General features: G+C 40.7%; 14 protein-coding genes. 1 reads left to right on the forward strand and 13 read right to left on the reverse strand.

Annotation, left to right across the window (positions count from 1 at the left end; translation table 11 throughout):
• Nucleotides 1-28: 28 nt before the first annotated feature.
• The 6 genes from MHH50_RS21610 to MHH50_RS21635 all read right to left on the reverse strand — a co-directional run bounded on the left by MHH50_RS21610 (nt 29) and on the right by MHH50_RS21635 (nt 5537).
• The gene (locus MHH50_RS21610) at nt 29-841 is read right to left on the reverse strand and encodes an ABC transporter permease (RefSeq protein ID WP_076129474.1); all 813 of its coding nucleotides are present in this window, start codon (nt 839-841) and stop codon (nt 29-31) included.
• Nucleotides 838-1689 carry an ABC transporter permease gene (locus MHH50_RS21615; RefSeq protein ID WP_340033370.1) on the reverse strand — a complete coding sequence of 284 codons (852 nt, stop codon included), beginning with the start codon at nt 1687-1689 and terminating at the stop codon, nt 838-840. Before MHH50_RS21615 ends, MHH50_RS21610 begins: the two co-directional genes overlap by 4 nt.
• Nucleotides 1690-1726: 37 nt before the next feature.
• Nucleotides 1727-2737, reverse strand: coding sequence for an aliphatic sulfonate ABC transporter substrate-binding protein (locus MHH50_RS21620; protein WP_076310274.1), 1011 nt, complete (start codon nt 2735-2737; stop codon nt 1727-1729).
• A gap of 43 nt (nt 2738-2780) precedes the next feature.
• Complete coding sequence (locus tag MHH50_RS21625; protein ID WP_076281395.1) at nt 2781-3557, reverse strand: ABC transporter ATP-binding protein; 777 nt, start codon at nt 3555-3557, stop codon at nt 2781-2783.
• Nucleotides 3558-3964: 407 nt separating this feature from the next.
• Nucleotides 3965-4741 carry an RNA ligase family protein gene (locus tag MHH50_RS21630; RefSeq protein WP_340010799.1) on the reverse strand — a complete coding sequence of 259 codons (777 nt, stop codon included), beginning with the start codon at nt 4739-4741 and terminating at the stop codon, nt 3965-3967.
• A gap of 322 nt (nt 4742-5063) precedes the next feature.
• Nucleotides 5064-5537, reverse strand: coding sequence for a hypothetical protein (locus MHH50_RS21635; RefSeq protein WP_076310273.1), 474 nt, complete (start codon nt 5535-5537; stop codon nt 5064-5066).
• A 374-nt stretch (nt 5538-5911) separates the two neighbouring features.
• Between MHH50_RS21635 and MHH50_RS21640 the strand changes: the two genes are divergently transcribed.
• Nucleotides 5912-7654 carry an ATP-binding cassette domain-containing protein gene (locus tag MHH50_RS21640; RefSeq protein ID WP_340033371.1) on the forward strand — a complete coding sequence of 581 codons (1743 nt, stop codon included), beginning with the start codon at nt 5912-5914 and terminating at the stop codon, nt 7652-7654.
• Nucleotides 7655-7884: 230 nt separating this feature from the next.
• On the opposite strand, the gene MHH50_RS21645 is transcribed toward MHH50_RS21640, so the two are convergent.
• From MHH50_RS21645 to MHH50_RS21675, 7 genes are all read right to left on the reverse strand, one after another.
• A complete protein-coding gene (locus tag MHH50_RS21645; RefSeq protein WP_340010802.1) occupies nt 7885-8604 on the reverse strand; it encodes a hypothetical protein in 720 nt (239 codons plus the stop codon).
• 253 nt (nt 8605-8857) lie between these two features.
• Nucleotides 8858-9673, reverse strand: coding sequence for a sporulation transcription factor Spo0A (spo0A, locus tag MHH50_RS21650; protein WP_036682806.1), 816 nt, complete (start codon nt 9671-9673; stop codon nt 8858-8860).
• A 197-nt stretch (nt 9674-9870) separates the two neighbouring features.
• Nucleotides 9871-10983 (reverse strand): SpoIVB peptidase, encoded by a 1113-nt coding sequence (gene spoIVB, locus MHH50_RS21655; RefSeq protein ID WP_081383394.1) that lies wholly within the window; start codon nt 10981-10983, stop codon nt 9871-9873.
• A gap of 138 nt (nt 10984-11121) precedes the next feature.
• The gene (gene recN / locus MHH50_RS21660) at nt 11122-12849 is read right to left on the reverse strand and encodes a DNA repair protein RecN (protein WP_076218782.1); all 1728 of its coding nucleotides are present in this window, start codon (nt 12847-12849) and stop codon (nt 11122-11124) included.
• Nucleotides 12850-12895: 46 nt separating this feature from the next.
• Nucleotides 12896-13345, reverse strand: coding sequence for a transcriptional regulator ArgR (argR, locus tag MHH50_RS21665; RefSeq protein WP_036682813.1), 450 nt, complete (start codon nt 13343-13345; stop codon nt 12896-12898).
• Nucleotides 13346-13376: 31 nt separating this feature from the next.
• The gene (locus MHH50_RS21670) at nt 13377-13850 is read right to left on the reverse strand and encodes a hypothetical protein (RefSeq protein WP_232061423.1); all 474 of its coding nucleotides are present in this window, start codon (nt 13848-13850) and stop codon (nt 13377-13379) included.
• Nucleotides 13851-14181: 331 nt separating this feature from the next.
• Entirely contained in the window at nt 14182-15084 is a 903-nt protein-coding gene (locus MHH50_RS21675) for a TlyA family RNA methyltransferase (RefSeq protein ID WP_076129653.1), read from the reverse strand.
• Nucleotides 15085-15115: the final 31 nt, after the last annotated feature.

The raw sequence follows: 15115 nt of genomic DNA on the forward strand, positions 1-15115 counted from the left end.
GACCCTGCCTTTCGAATTCTAGAGTTCGTTAACCTTTGAATGTATCACGCCAATGCAGCCATCTTCTCTCCAGCAATCGAATTGCGGAATCCGAAAGTTTTCCTATCACTGCAAAGATTGAAATTCCAACGAATACTATATCTGTTTGCGAATAAGCTCTGGCATCCTGAATCATATAGCCTATCCCCGCACTTGTTCCCATCATCTCCGCTACGACGAGTACAAGCCACGATGCACCAAGTGATAAGCGAATACCAAGTAGAATATTGGGCATTGCAGCCGGAATAATCATTTTGCTAAGCAACTGCCATCTTGTATATTGGAAAATACGGGATACTTCAACAAGCTTGATATCAACATTACGAATTCCTAGGAAAGTGTTCAGATAAACTGGAAAAAAAGCACCTAATGAAATCATTAGTATTTTAGAAAATTCACCTACACCAAACCACAAAATGAATAACGGAATAAGGGCAAGTAATGGAATCGTCCGAAGCATCTGTAAAGATGGATCCAGTGTACGCTCTACCAACTTCCCAAGTCCTGTAGATAAGCCAAGCAGCAGTCCAGTAGCAGATCCCAATAAAAAGCCAAGCCCTGCCCGATAGGCGCTAATCCCCAGATGTCGAAACAGCTCACCGCTAGCTATTAAAGAAAAGAACTGCGCAATAATGGTAGATGGAGCAGGCAATGTCGTCGCAGAGACTAGATGGAGCGCAGCTGCCACTTCCCAAATCACCACTAGAGCTAGAGGTACAATCCAACCATGCAGTTTTTTTGGAATCCAGCTTAAACCATCGTCGTGACGCTCTATTTTATTACTGGATAGGTGATTGCTCATGATCCTTTATCTCCCCTATAACTGTCCTGCCATCTTAGCAATCTCGATTCCAACAGCTTCACTAATGAATCTGACAGTTTACCTACTACAGCAAACACGATGATCCCAACAAATACCACTGTGGTCAAAGAAAACGATCGCGCGTCATTGATTAGATAGCCAACACCTGAGCTAGAGCCCATCATCTCCGCTACGACAAGTCCAAGCCAAGCTATGCCCACAGACAAACGGATACCTAAAAAGATGTTGGGCAGTGAGGCTGGAATAATTAACTTACTCACCATCTGCCATTTACTGAATTGCAGTACTCTCCCAACATCAAACAACTTGTTGTCCACCGAACGGATTCCTAGAAATGTGTTCACGTATAATGGGAAAAATGAACCTTTGGCAATCAACAATATTTTTGAGGTTTCACCGAATCCGAACCACAAAATAAAAAGTGGAGCGATTGCTAAATGGGGCAGCGTGCGCAGCATTTGCAGCGACGGATCCAGCAAACGTTCTGTTTTGTATGAGAAGCCTACCCACAAACCCGCCGCTAAGCCAAGCCCTCCCCCTATTAAGAAACCAAGCAGTGCCCGCCAAGCAGATATGCCTAAATGTTTCGCCAGCTCACCGGACGCGGTCAAGCTAACCAGTTCCCGCCATATTTCACTTGGCCTTGGCAGCAATATAGGATTTAACTTTCCCATCGCTCCGGCTATCTCCCAAATCAGGAGTAAAGCAATTGGTAAGATAAGTCCAAACAATATATTCGTCGTTTGGATGGAAAGTCCGCGCTTCTTTACTGGATTCTTCTTATGAATTAGTGGCGAGATCACAGCTTTTTCAGCACTGAATTGCATGTAAACAACCTCTTTTCTACATCTGTGGTTTCATCCGTTACTTCAAAGGTTCCTTCAGTGCTGCTTCAATATATTGATTGTCTGTTATTTTAGAAACTTCAATCTCTTTACGAATGTTCTTAATATCAAATTGAAAATCGGCTGTCTTCTGCAATTCTTCAACAACAGCATCACTAATTGGAATGTTGATCATCTGGGAACGTTCAAACGTACCTTCGATTACCGCTGCCGGAATGTTCCGCTCAGCTGCATATCTTTCAGTCGCTTCAGCGCGATTATCTGTCTCCCAAGCTATAGCTTTGTTGGTTACTTTTAAATAAAGCGTAACTAGTTCTGGATATTTCTCTGCGAACGCTGAACGGGAGATCACAAAAGAAGGAGATAAGACACCCAATTGCTCACCATCCGTCAAAACCTTCCCTTTACCGGTCAATGCGTTTAGAGTAATATACGGATCCCATGTAGCCCATGCATCAACGCCACCGGTTTCAAATGCAGGTTGTGCTTCATCAGGCTGTAGCTGGATAATCTCAAAATCTGCTTCTTTAAGACCTGATTCCTCAATACCGCGATAAAGGAAGTTGTAAGCATTGCTGCCTTTTGTAACAGCTATCTTCTTGCCTTTCAGATCCTCCAGTTTCTGAGCAGTACTACTACCAGGTACAAGAAGAGCAACGTTATTCGTACCTTCTAATACTTGTGAGATAATCTTAATAGGAATACCCGCAGCTTGGGCTGCGATCACCGGCATGTTACCAAGAGTCGCTATGTCCAACTTATTAGAAGCGATCGCCTCTGTCATTGGGGGTCCACTTTGAAATTCCGTCCATTCTACTTTTACGCCCAGCTTATCAAATTCTTGCTCATACCATTTTTCCTCACGGGCTTTACCAAACATCCCCCCGCTGCCCTGCACGCCAATCTTAATGGTCACACCTTCATATTTGTTGGCGTCGTTCTTTCCCGCACTCTTTTCATTCGAAGCGCAGCCTGTTGCAAATACAGTCAAAACAAACATAAGAAGTAGTGAATTACGAAATAATTTCATGGATCATTTCTCCCCTTTTTATAAAAAAATGGACTCTCTTTATCTAGATACCAGCTCCAACATCGATTGCCGGTTCTTCTACTTTCTCAAACTCACTCAGAACCAGTCGACGTAATTCTTGGAATGAAGTACTGGATCTTTTTCGCGGAAACGGTAAATCGATGGGAAGAATATTGCGAATATGCCCAGGTCGGGGATTCATAATGACTACCCGCTCACCCAGGAATACAGCTTCATCCAGATCATGAGTCACAAATAACATAGTCGTCTTATTGCTCTGCCAAATATCAAGAAGTACCTCTTGCAGATGTGATCTAGTAAAAGCGTCTAGTGCGCCAAAAGGTTCATCGAGCAATAATACATCCGGATTACGGAGCAACGCCCTAGCAATAGATACTCGTTGGGCCATCCCGCCTGACAGCTCACGTGGATAGGATTTCTCAAAACCCTTTAATCGTACAAGTTCAATCAATTCATCTACTTTTTTGCGAACCTCTGGATTTTTAAGCGATAAATTTGCTGCAATATTATGCTCCACCGTCAACCACGGAAAAAGTCTTGGTTCTTGAAAAATAAATCCCTTCTCAATACTCGGACCGTCGATCTGTTTGCCATTCAGTAGAACCGCGCCGCTATAGCCCGTATCCAGTCCTGCCACAATTTTTAGCAAGGTACTTTTTCCGCAGCCGCTGGGACCTATAATCGTAATCAACTCGCCTTTTTTCACCTTCAGCTGAATATTACTTAATGCGATAACATCACCTGCAGGCGCGGCGAATACTTTATTCAAATGTTCGATAACCAGTGTTTCCTTCGACACTCCATTCACCCTTTCCGATAAATTTAAACTAAACTATACTTATGTATTTAATAGGTATTCAGAGTAAAAAAATAATGAAATCCTCTAAAGAACCTTATCCGATTATTCAACTAGGTTTAATTTACATCATCTTATCAGTGACATTCCTCACATGTCAAACATTATTTGCCAAATGGGTGTATGTTTTGTGAAGTGGGGAGGTTTTGCGAATGGCAAGGACATGGTATTAGTTATAGCCGATAGGGATTTATCTAGTTGGAGTTCAAAACTGCACAAAAAAATACCGCATATTTATTGGTTTTGGACCAATGAATATGCAGTATTTTGAGGGCTGTTCACAACCGCCATCTCTTAAGGAACCTTATGCTAAATTCTGAAAATATCAGCATTGATAATAATTCCAACTGTTACTTTCTAAACGTTCTTTCATAATCTTCAAACCGTATTTTTCTAATTTGTTTACGATCCGTTGTTCTAACAATGATTCCTTCTGATTTGCCTGATGCGTCGATGCCTACTTGCGTGTTTTCGAATCTTTTTAAATAAGAATAAGTACTCTCAAGAGAAATTGGAAACTCGGAACCCTTTGTGGTTTCAAGAAGTGGTGCAGACTGCAAATCAATACTTTCAATAAATCTCTTCTTCTCAATTTCATCATAAAATGGTTGATTTCCGTGATCACGCCACACCGCAATTTTCTCCTGCGATAACTCAAGAAGTCTATATAATTCATCCTTATTCAAGGAGAACACATCAAATACACGATACCCTTGAGTTTTTCTGTCAGAATAGTTCTTGGATGCTTTAGTTTTCCCTCCATAAGATTCCTGATAAATTACGGTTAATGCCCAGTCACCCTCAGGAAGGATATCTGCAATTACTTTTTCTGCTAACGGCTTAAGAAATTCCGCAATGTTCCCATAAGGATTACCGATTCTATCTCCTTTTGCATATAACAATTCTTCTCTGGAACCAATTAGATAATCAACTTCGTTATCATCATTTTTTAATAAAATGATCCTTGAATTTTCACCATCTACTTTTTCGTAAACAAAAACATCATCTAATTCTGCGAAGCCTCTTGACTCTGTTAAAACATCATTTAACCGACCTCGTTCACCTAATTGATGATATGTAAGAATGCTTGGGTACTTTGTTAAAGAATTAATTTTCTTTAAATCCATAAACTATTCTCCCACTTTCAAATTCACTTTATATGACTCTTGTTCTTATAAACATAAACAAAGATAGCCAAGGAATATTTTACCACTGATTACGTGTTCACGTGTTATTCCTGATGAGATTGTCATAAAGAGTTCTCCTTATTTGTTTACCAATTTAACTTTGAAGATAAGTATCATCATAATCTACGTAATTACTTTGTTGATTACGCATGAAGGTTATACGCAAAGAAGGTTCTTATATGTATTTTCAAGTGATACTCATGTAATAGAAAATCAGCAAAATAAGAATATGTAAATAGTAGTAAACACCAATAAATCTTCTTTAATAATCTGATTCAAATATTGTTTCGTTTTTATCATTTGAGAAAATAATTTTTAATTGAGCAGTCGGATTCCAAATCCTACTATCTTTTATAATTAGATATTTTCCACCTGTATATTCATACTCACGAGTCTTACTGTCAATCACCACTGAAAATGTTTTAGCATCTTTTAAAACTTGCGTATTATTAATTACAAGGCCAATTGAACCTTTCTCTAAACCACCAATAGCTATCTCATCTCGTATCATAGCCGTAGATTTAGTATAGTCAGAAGCACTACGATAAATATAAATATAGGGTAAGCTAAAAATGTAATATTCCTCGTCGTTTAGCTTTTGTATAGATACATAATCCAAATTTTCACTTTCGATAAATTGATCTAATTCTTTTTCAGTGATTGCATTCCAGCTACATCCTGACAAAAAGAAGAATACACAAAAAGATAGTATTACATATCTCAAATGAAATTTCATATTCCCTCCATAATTAAATATTACACTTAGATTATTTACATCTGTAGCTATGATTCTCCTTAATAAATTCAAGCATGTACGTATCTAAAATAACAAAGGATTTATCCTACTAACTCCACTATAACATTAAATGGAATATGCTTATCTTCTACCAAGGCAATAAATTCCGAGTTGTAGCCATTAGGTATTTATAGGTTTTATGACCATAATTTATTAGTCTGTAAGATTGTATTATCAGATGATTTTGATACCTTTAATGCGAAATGATTGAAGTTGCTTGTAAACAGTGTTACTCTATCAACGGTAAACTCAAAATCTGTACTCTTCAATACATCTTATAATAGTCACTATTTTTAGTTAAGAAAGGTAACACTATGATAAAAGTTGATAACTTATCCTTCGCATTCCCGCAAAAAGACCTATATAAAAACATTTCATTTACGCTTGAAGAGGCACAACATTGCGCTTTTATAGGAACAAGCGGCAGTGGTAAAAGTACATTGATCGATATCCTTATGGATCCAGAAAAATATTTGTTCGAAGGCACGCTAGAGATGGACCCCACCTGCAAAATCGGGTATGTAAGTCAGTTTTCGCAACTAGACAAATCTAAAGAAACAACCGTTTTTGAATATATAGGAGAAGAATTTATTAAGATACAAAATGAAATAACAGCGATTCTCACTGAAATGGAAACATCATCAGATATTGATTCATTACTCGAAAAGTATCAATTAGCTCTAGATGCCTTTGATTTAATGGATGGAAATGATTTTGAAAGCAATATTAATAAGAAACTAAATTTAGCCAACCTCTTGAAGCTAAAAGATGCTAGGGTATCTGACCTAAGTGGTGGGGAATTCAAGCTTATTCAAGTGATGAAGGAAATGCTGACTAGTCCAGACTTAATGATTATGGATGAGCCCGATGTATTTTTAGATTTTGAAAACCTAAATGCACTTAAAAATCTGATTAATGCTCACAAAGGAATATTGCTAGTTGTTACGCATAACCGTTATCTATTAAATCATTGTTTTAACAAAATCATACACCTTGAAAACATGGAGATCCAAGAGTTCGATGGGCGATATATTGAGTATAACTTCTCACTACTTCAGACGAAAATTGAGTTACAAGAAATCGCAGTCGCTGAACAAGAAGAAATAGAGAGATACGATAACATTATTGATAATCTTAGAGCGATCGCAACCTATAATTCAGAAGCATCTAGAGGGAGAGCGTTAAAAGCTCGGGTTAAGTTTCAAGAAAGATTGGAAGCGCGAAAAATTAAAGCGCCATTCGTTGATATTAAGCAACCAAAAATCAGTTTTGGTGTGGACAATGAAATTGAAGAAGACATCACTGTTTTAAATGTGAATAATTATAGTGTTTCCTTTGATGAGTTGATTTTAGAAAATGTTAACTTTGAGATGAAACCTACAGATAAAGTAGCCCTTATCGGTCCAAACGGTACCGGGAAAACGACTTTACTCCGAGATATCTTTAAAAATAATCATGATTCAATTGAAATAAATGCTGATATTAAAGTGGCTTATCTTTCTCAGCTTCAAGACGAAGTACTAAAGAATTCTAATACCATACTAGAAGACTTCATCGATGCCGGGTTTGCAACTTATGACGAGATTAGAGCACATCTTTCAAACTATGGCTTTGAAGGAGAAATTCTTACTCAAAAGATAGAATCTTTATCTGGTGGCGAAAAAAATATACTGCAATTGGCAAAAGTTTCTGCTAGCAAAGCAAACTTATTGCTTCTTGATGAACCGACAAGCCATTTAGACACCTATACACAAATCGCACTGGAGAAAGCCATTGAAGACTATAAAGGTGCGATTCTCATGATTTCTCATGATTTCTATTCTGTAGTAAATGGGATGGATTATGTACTAATCATTGACGAGAAGACGATTAGAAAAATGAGTATGCGAAAATTCAGAAAGATGATTTATGCCAGTCATTTTGATAAAGATTATTTAGAAAATGAACAAAATAAAAAAGCAGTTGAAATGAAAATAGAATTAGCTTTAAAAGACAATAATTTTGAACTTGCGAAAGGTATGGTTGACGAGCTAGAAGAGCTGATTAAGTTACTTTAAATTCCAACCTTCTGAATGAAAATGATTACAAGAACGATGAAATAAAATGTTGGTGGAAAAGTATCCACATTAAAGACACTGATGAATAGATCTCAGTGTCTTTTTACTGCATTGATTTTATTGATAGCTCATGCCGGGACAGTGGTTCACTTATTATTAAAAATCTTTCCCAACACATTTTTTGCCAAACCTCTCTTCATCTCTCTGGTTGATATAACTATAATGAAGTATCATGAGAAATTTTTATCAAAACAGTCTTTGGTCTCGCATATAATTTTATACCATTGATAACCATAATCCGATAAGTTTGGTAGGATCAATAATTTGTTACCACAGCGGATACAATTATTTTCTGATAAATTTCCGTTCTTGTAGTCCGCTAAGTAACCTTCTGCTAGTTCTACTTCCTTAATTATATTTTCTAGAGCAACATCGCTTATATCAAAAGGGGTCATATCTCCTCTATTTGCATAAATAGAGCGTGAAAAAGCTCCAAATCCACCAACCAGTTCGTGGTGATGGGTATTAATCCGTCCCCCACCTCTCTCAAATAATTTGATCATCGGTTCATATATATCCGGAAACTGTAATGCGATATTGTCGCGCGCATCAAGCAAAGAGCACCAGCGTAAATAATGTATACTTATTAATTTCATAAGCATAATATCAATTTTATTAAAATTCGGACACGTTTCTAAGAAAATGTCCCACTCATTTTCCTCCATCTTAAAACCTAATAACATATCCATACCTATGTATATACTTGCTGCTTCCTTAGAGATAAACTGTAAAAACACGCCGACTCTACGGTAATACTCTGCAATCAAATTAGCATCTGCTTCATATTCACCTCTAGACCTTACTTCTTCGTATCTTTTTTTTGAAATTCCAATGTATAAATTCGCATCAATATTCTTAATTCTTTCAACACCTGATTCGTAATAATTCATGAAGATTCCTCCGACTTAACTCACAAATGTAGTTCTCTATATTCTGATAGAAGAATTGGTTTATCTAACCAGCTCGCCCGATTGTTCTAAGCCCCTGCTTGAGTTTCACCATTTATAAGATGGCTAATCTTTAAATAAAAACAAAACCCAATAAACCATTTAGGTTTATCGGGCGAGATTTAAAAAAGTTTATCGGTTCAAAACAAGTTTATCGATTTTATACTGACTGTACCCCGCACTGCCCCTAACCCTTTCAACTAACCTTATGCTCAATCCGCAGCTTGTCGGCTACCATGGCAATAAATTCCGAGTTAGTAGGCTTAGATTTGGAGATATTAATCGTGTAGCCGAATAAATGGCTGATGGAGTCAATGTTGCCACGGGTCCAAGCGACTTCAATCGCATGGCGGATCGCGCGTTCTACGCGTGAAGGCGTGGTTTTGAACTTCTCAGCGATTGCTGGGTAGAGTGTCTTCGTAATCGCACCAAGGATCTCGATATTGTTATATACCATGGTGATCGCTTCACGCAGGTACTGATAGCCCTTGATATGCGCTGGGACACCGATTTCATGGATGATCGAGGTAATGTTAGCGTCGAGGTTCTTGCCCTTAGAGAGCGGCACTACATTCGATCTGGACGTCGACGAATAATTGTACATGTTGGAGGAGGAGCTCATGCTGCCTTGAGAGCCGACAAGCTGACGTACACGATTTGCCAGGACCTCCATATCGAACGGTTTCAAAATATAATAGGATGCACCAAGCTGTACAGCTCTTTGAGTGATGTTCTCCTGACCAAAAGCAGTCAGCATGATGATCTTCGGTTGAGGATTCAGATCCATATCACGTAGACGTTCCAATACACCTAGGCCGTCTAAATGCGGCATAATGATATCAAGAATAAGAACATCGGGAATTTTACGCGCTTCGCTAAGCATTTGAAGCACTTCTTCACCATTGTAGGCGATACCCGTTACGGTCATATCTTCTTGCTCAGAAATGTACTCGGAAAGCAAATTCGTAAATTCCCTGTTATCATCGGCCAACAACACTTCAATATTCTGCACTGGCTGCTTCCTCCTTAATTATATCTGCTATTCGAAAATAACATTTTTTTCTTGTCTCTTACGTTTTCGACATGGAGATCGAATTCCCTTCTGTCGAAAATTATTTTTCTTTATTTTTTTTCTGTGTTGGATTATAATTAAATATTTTATCTCAATGTTCGAGGTTCTTCGTAATCGTTCGACAAAAAATCTTAAGGCTAAACCGCCTTAAGATTTAATGAATACCTATTCTCCTGTTTGGTCACACCTGAATCTTGAAGCATCCATTCGATGAAGCACCCATAACCGGACTTAGGATCATTTACAAATACATGAGTTACGGCTCCGATGAGGCGGCCATCCTGTACGATAGGACTTCCGCTCATGCCTTGGACGATACCGCCTGTCTTATCGATAAGGCGTGGATCAGTGATCCGCAGCACCATTCCTTTAGTGGCTGGCGTTTGCTGATGTGCTACATGAATGATCTCAACCTTAAACCGCTCCACCTGCTGACCATCAACTACAGTTAGGATCTCAGCAGGACCTTCCTTGACTTGATCGCTCATCGCCACGGGGATCGGTTCTTTGTAAAGACTGTGCTCGGGATTGGAGCTCATTTTACCGAAGATGCCGAAGTCAGTATTGCTCTCCACATTTCCAAGCACTTGGCTTTCTTTCAAAAAATGCGCTCGTTTCTCGCCCGGATCGCCATCCTGGCTTTTGGATATGGAGGTGACACTGGACTGAACGATATGACCACTGCCTACAACAATTGGAGTACCGGTATTCATGTCTGTAATCACATGTCCCAAAGCTCCATATACACCTTGCTCGGGAGCATAAAAAGTTAATGTGCCGACACCCGCTGCTGAATCACGAATGTACAGGCCTAACCGCCACACTTTGTCATGAATGTCATACGCGGGCTTTAACTTAGCTGTATGCTCTTTACCTCCGCGTTTGAAGACAATGGTCAAGGGGTTATTCGCTTTACCAGCACGATCCACCAGCTTGGCCACCTTGGACAACTCGTCCAATTTCTCACCATTCATGGAGATCATCAGATCACCCGGCACTAAACCGCTGACCTCTCCTGGGGAAAGCTTAGTTTTCTCGGATACTTCAATCAGATGATGACCAACAACCAAAACACCTGCTGATTTCACTTTCACACCGATCGTTTGACCTCCCGGGATCACCTTAAGCTCGGAATGAATTCCTTGTGCAGTCACCTTGGCTGGTTCACCTTGCAGTGGTGCAGCAGAACTTAGATTTGTTCCCGTTATGCCCGATAAACTAAGAAAGAAGGCAAATAAAAGGCCTGGCATTAACTTCCTGAGGTTAGGCTTCAATGGCTGTCACGCTCCCTTTTGCTTCTTTCGCTTGACGAAAAAGGTGGTCGCCAATTGCGTACCTATAAGATAACCTTGCCCCCAGGCTTTTATTACTGTCAATCATTGCTCCGCTTAGCTTGTTGCAGCCTTACTTGCCTCGGCCAGATTAAGCATTTCCTGCGAGTGATGCAATGTTTTTTCGGTAATTTCTACGCCACCCAGCATCCGGGCCAGCTCCATTACACGTCCATCGTTCGTTAGGGATTCCACTTCAGTCATGGTTCTTCCATCCTCAACCTTTTTGCGGATTAAGTACTGATGGTCAGCCATACAAGCCACCTGCGGCAAGTGAGTAATGGAGAACACCTGACAGGTAGAGGACAGCTTAAACAGCTTATCTGCGATGGACTGAGCAGCTCTGCCGCTGACACCAGTATCCACTTCGTCAAAAATCAGAACTGGAATTGCATCATGGCGCGCAAAAATACTTTTCATTGCCAGCATAATACGCGACAGCTCACCACCAGAGGCGATTTTGCCAAGCGGTCTCAGGGGTTCGCCCGGGTTAGGGGATATCATAAATTCTGCGCTGTCTATCCCTTGTCTTGTGAGGCGAATACGCCGACCATTGTATTCGACTCCACGCGGGTCCTCCAGCCTGTCCAATTTGACCTGCAACGAGGTTCTTTCCATTTGAAGGTCTTTGAGCTCACCCTCCACTTGGGTGGCCAGATCAGCAGCACAAAGCTTTCGTGCTTCACTTAATTCCGTAGCTGCTTCCATTAATACAGACAGCAACGAATCGCGCTTCGCCGTCAGTTTCTCCAGATATTCATCTTTATTCTCAAGCAAATCAGTTTCCCGGTGAATTTGTTCATAATAAGCCAAAATCTGTTCTACACTTTCTCCATATTTACGTCGGAGTCCAGTGATCAAATCCAAACGATTCTCGATTTCTTCAAGTCGCATCGGATTGAACTCGATATTTTCCCGGTAATCACGAAGCTGAAAAGCAGCATCCTCTAGCTGGTAATATGAGGACTGCAGCTGTTCGAGCACTGTTCGCAGACCCTTCTCATCGTAACGAACTGCATCCTCAAGTCTGGAAATAACATTACCGATCGATTCCAAGCCTTGTCTGTCGTAAAGCAGCTCATATGCACCCGATACGGAATCCATCATTTTCTCACTGTGGGATAGTTTGACCCGTTCTTCGGTAAGTAATTCATCTTCTCCCGGTTTTAATCCGGCGGATGAAATTTCTTCAAGCTGAAAACGATATAAGTCAAGCATTTGGTATGCCTTCTGGCTGGATTCCTGCAGCTCTCGCAGCTCTTTCTCCACCTTCGCGAAGGCAGAATACCTTTCCTGAAAAACTGCCTTTAGCGGACCAATAATCGGTTCTCCGTATGTATCCAGCAGTCCCAGATGCCGTTCCGCCTTCAGCAAGTTCTGGTGCTCATGCTGGCCGTGTATATTAACCAGCTGCTCGCCGATCTCGCGAAGCATGGTAAGATTGACCATCTGCCCATTTACACGTGATGTACTTTTACCTTGAGAGGTAAGCTCGCGTCGTATAATAAGATGCTCCTCGCGCTGGGCCTCAATGCCAAGACGCTCCAAAGTCTCCCAAACGGGATGACCGCCGGGAAGACTGAAGAGCGCCTCCATCTCCGCTTTTTCACAACCATAACGAATGGAATCCGCAGAACCGCGGCCTCCAACAATCAATCCAAGCGCATCAATAATAATGGATTTACCTGCCCCGGTCTCCCCCGTAAGCACGTGGAAGCCAGGATAAAAATGCACATCTACCGCCTCAACGACGGCAAGATTGCGTATAGACAAGGTTTCTAACACTAATAGAGCACCTCCGAGAAGATGACAGGCATCTGATTAATTATAATTAAGAAATATAACCCATGATTTGTGAAATTACGGTCTTGCTGTCCTCAGGTAAACGGCAAATGATAAGGATTGTATCATCACCAGAAAGGGTTCCCATAATTTGCGGCCAGTCAATATTATCAATTAAAGCAGCGACAGAGTTAGCCGTACCTGGTAAACATTTCATCACCACAAGATTAGCCGAGGAATCGATCTGCACAAAATTATCCACAAGAACGCGCTTAAGCTTCTGAATGGGATTGTACCGTTGATCCGTTGGAAGTGAATATTTATATCTTCCATCATCCATGGGTACCTTGATGAGCAACAGCTCTTTTATATCTCGAGATACTGTGGCTTGAGTAACTTGAAAACCTGATTCCCGCAAGGCTTCCACAAGCTCGTCCTGTGTCTCGATATCCTTTTGTGTAATAATTTCACGAATCTTAATATGTCGTTGTCCCTTCATTGTTGCCTCCTGGTATATAAAAAATATGGACTCAGTTTGATTCTCCGTCGTCTTTGCCAAGCTTAATGACATGGATCGATGCTGTTGCTACATTAACATATAGAACGCCGCTGCATTCCGGATAGATCAGCAGGTAGGGAAGCAAGGTATCACGTAAGCCACTGCCAGTGAAATCCAAAGGCTTGCGTGGTCTGGAAAGGATAACTAAATATAAAGATCCTTCCTCTTTTGTCGCCACATAATCTATAAATAACCGGCTATACATCTGCGCCCCATTTACGTTGAAAGACAAGGGGATTTTTAATTTCCCTCCAACGACCTCATATCCTTCATCCTCAAGTATATCAATAGAGGGATGTGGAATAATCACTTTATTGAACGGAATTTGATCCTTCATAAAAGAACGCGGAGAACTCTGCAGCCATACATATATCCGATATATTATAAAAATCGATAATGCTACCCCAATAAACGCCATAACGACCTTGTCAGAGCTACCCGCCACTATCAATCACCTCGGTGATTTATTCGCGTGAAGCCCTGGTAAATCCTGCTTCTAAGCTATCTTTTTATAAGCTTTCCGCATAATTGATATTATTCGCTAATTCAGCAATTTACAATTAAAACGAGCACAGTAAATCCAAAAAAAGATTCAAAATATAAAGACCCGGATTTTATACCGGGTCTTTATTTTAATAAATTCAATCCCTTTGAGCAAATCTGCTCCCTCAATCTTAACAGATGAAGAGGAATTTTCAAGGTTGAACTCTTCAGACTTCCCGCTCAAAAAAAACACCCCGCTGACCATTTGAGGTTGACGGGGTGTTCATAAAGCTCTAACGGCGCGCGGAGTTTCCATGAGTAGAACTCACATTAAAAGTACCCGTAGCCTGCTTAATCACTTCATCAGCAAGGGATGGAAAGTCCTCCACTGGAATGACTGCTGCAACAGCAGCTGCCGGCTGTACGGATGATTCTTCGCCTTCTGCCACTTCTGGCGTCAGTCTCCAATGAGCAAGAAACTCAATATTGCCTTCCCCGCCTGTAATTGGCGAAAAAGTCAATCCATGGAGACCGAATCCTAACTCTGCAGCCATAGTCAGTACATTAATCAAAACCTCTTTATGGACAGCGGAATCACGAATCACACCTGATTTTCCAACCTTCTCACGTCCAGCCTCAAATTGCGGCTTGATGAGTGCAGCGATATCTGCTGGACGTTGCAGCAAGGCTTTGAGGGGTGGGAGAATTATTTTTAAGGATATAAAAGATACATCAATGCTGGCAAAGTCCGGAACAGGACCCTGCAAATCTGTAGGTGTCATATACCGGAAGTTCGTACGCTCCATAACGCTCACTCGCTCATCATTCCGCAGTGACCAATCCAGCTGGTTATAGCCAACATCAATGGCGTACACATGGCTTACACCATTCTGAAGCGCACAATCTGTGAAGCCGCCAGTGGAAGCACCAATGTCCAGCATGTTCCGACCGGTAAGATCAATATTAAATTGGCGAAGAGCCTTCTCCAGCTTTAGGCCTCCACGACTGACATACGGATGCACAGAGCCTTTAACCTTAAGGGTAGACTCCCGCGAGACCTTCATGCCAGCTTTTTCAATACGTTCCTCATCCGCGAGCACCAACCCTGCCATAATAGCAGCTTTAGCTTTCTCCCGGCTTTCATAAAAACCTTGCTCCACAAGCAGTACATCAATCCGTTCTTTACGGTGTTCCATGGTCATCTCCCGATCGTTCAAGGGTTACTAA

This window comes from Paenibacillus sp. FSL H3-0302, assembly GCF_037982245.1.
GTDB classification, from domain to species: Bacteria; Bacillota; Bacilli; order Paenibacillales; family Paenibacillaceae; genus Paenibacillus_AQ; species Paenibacillus_AQ odorifer.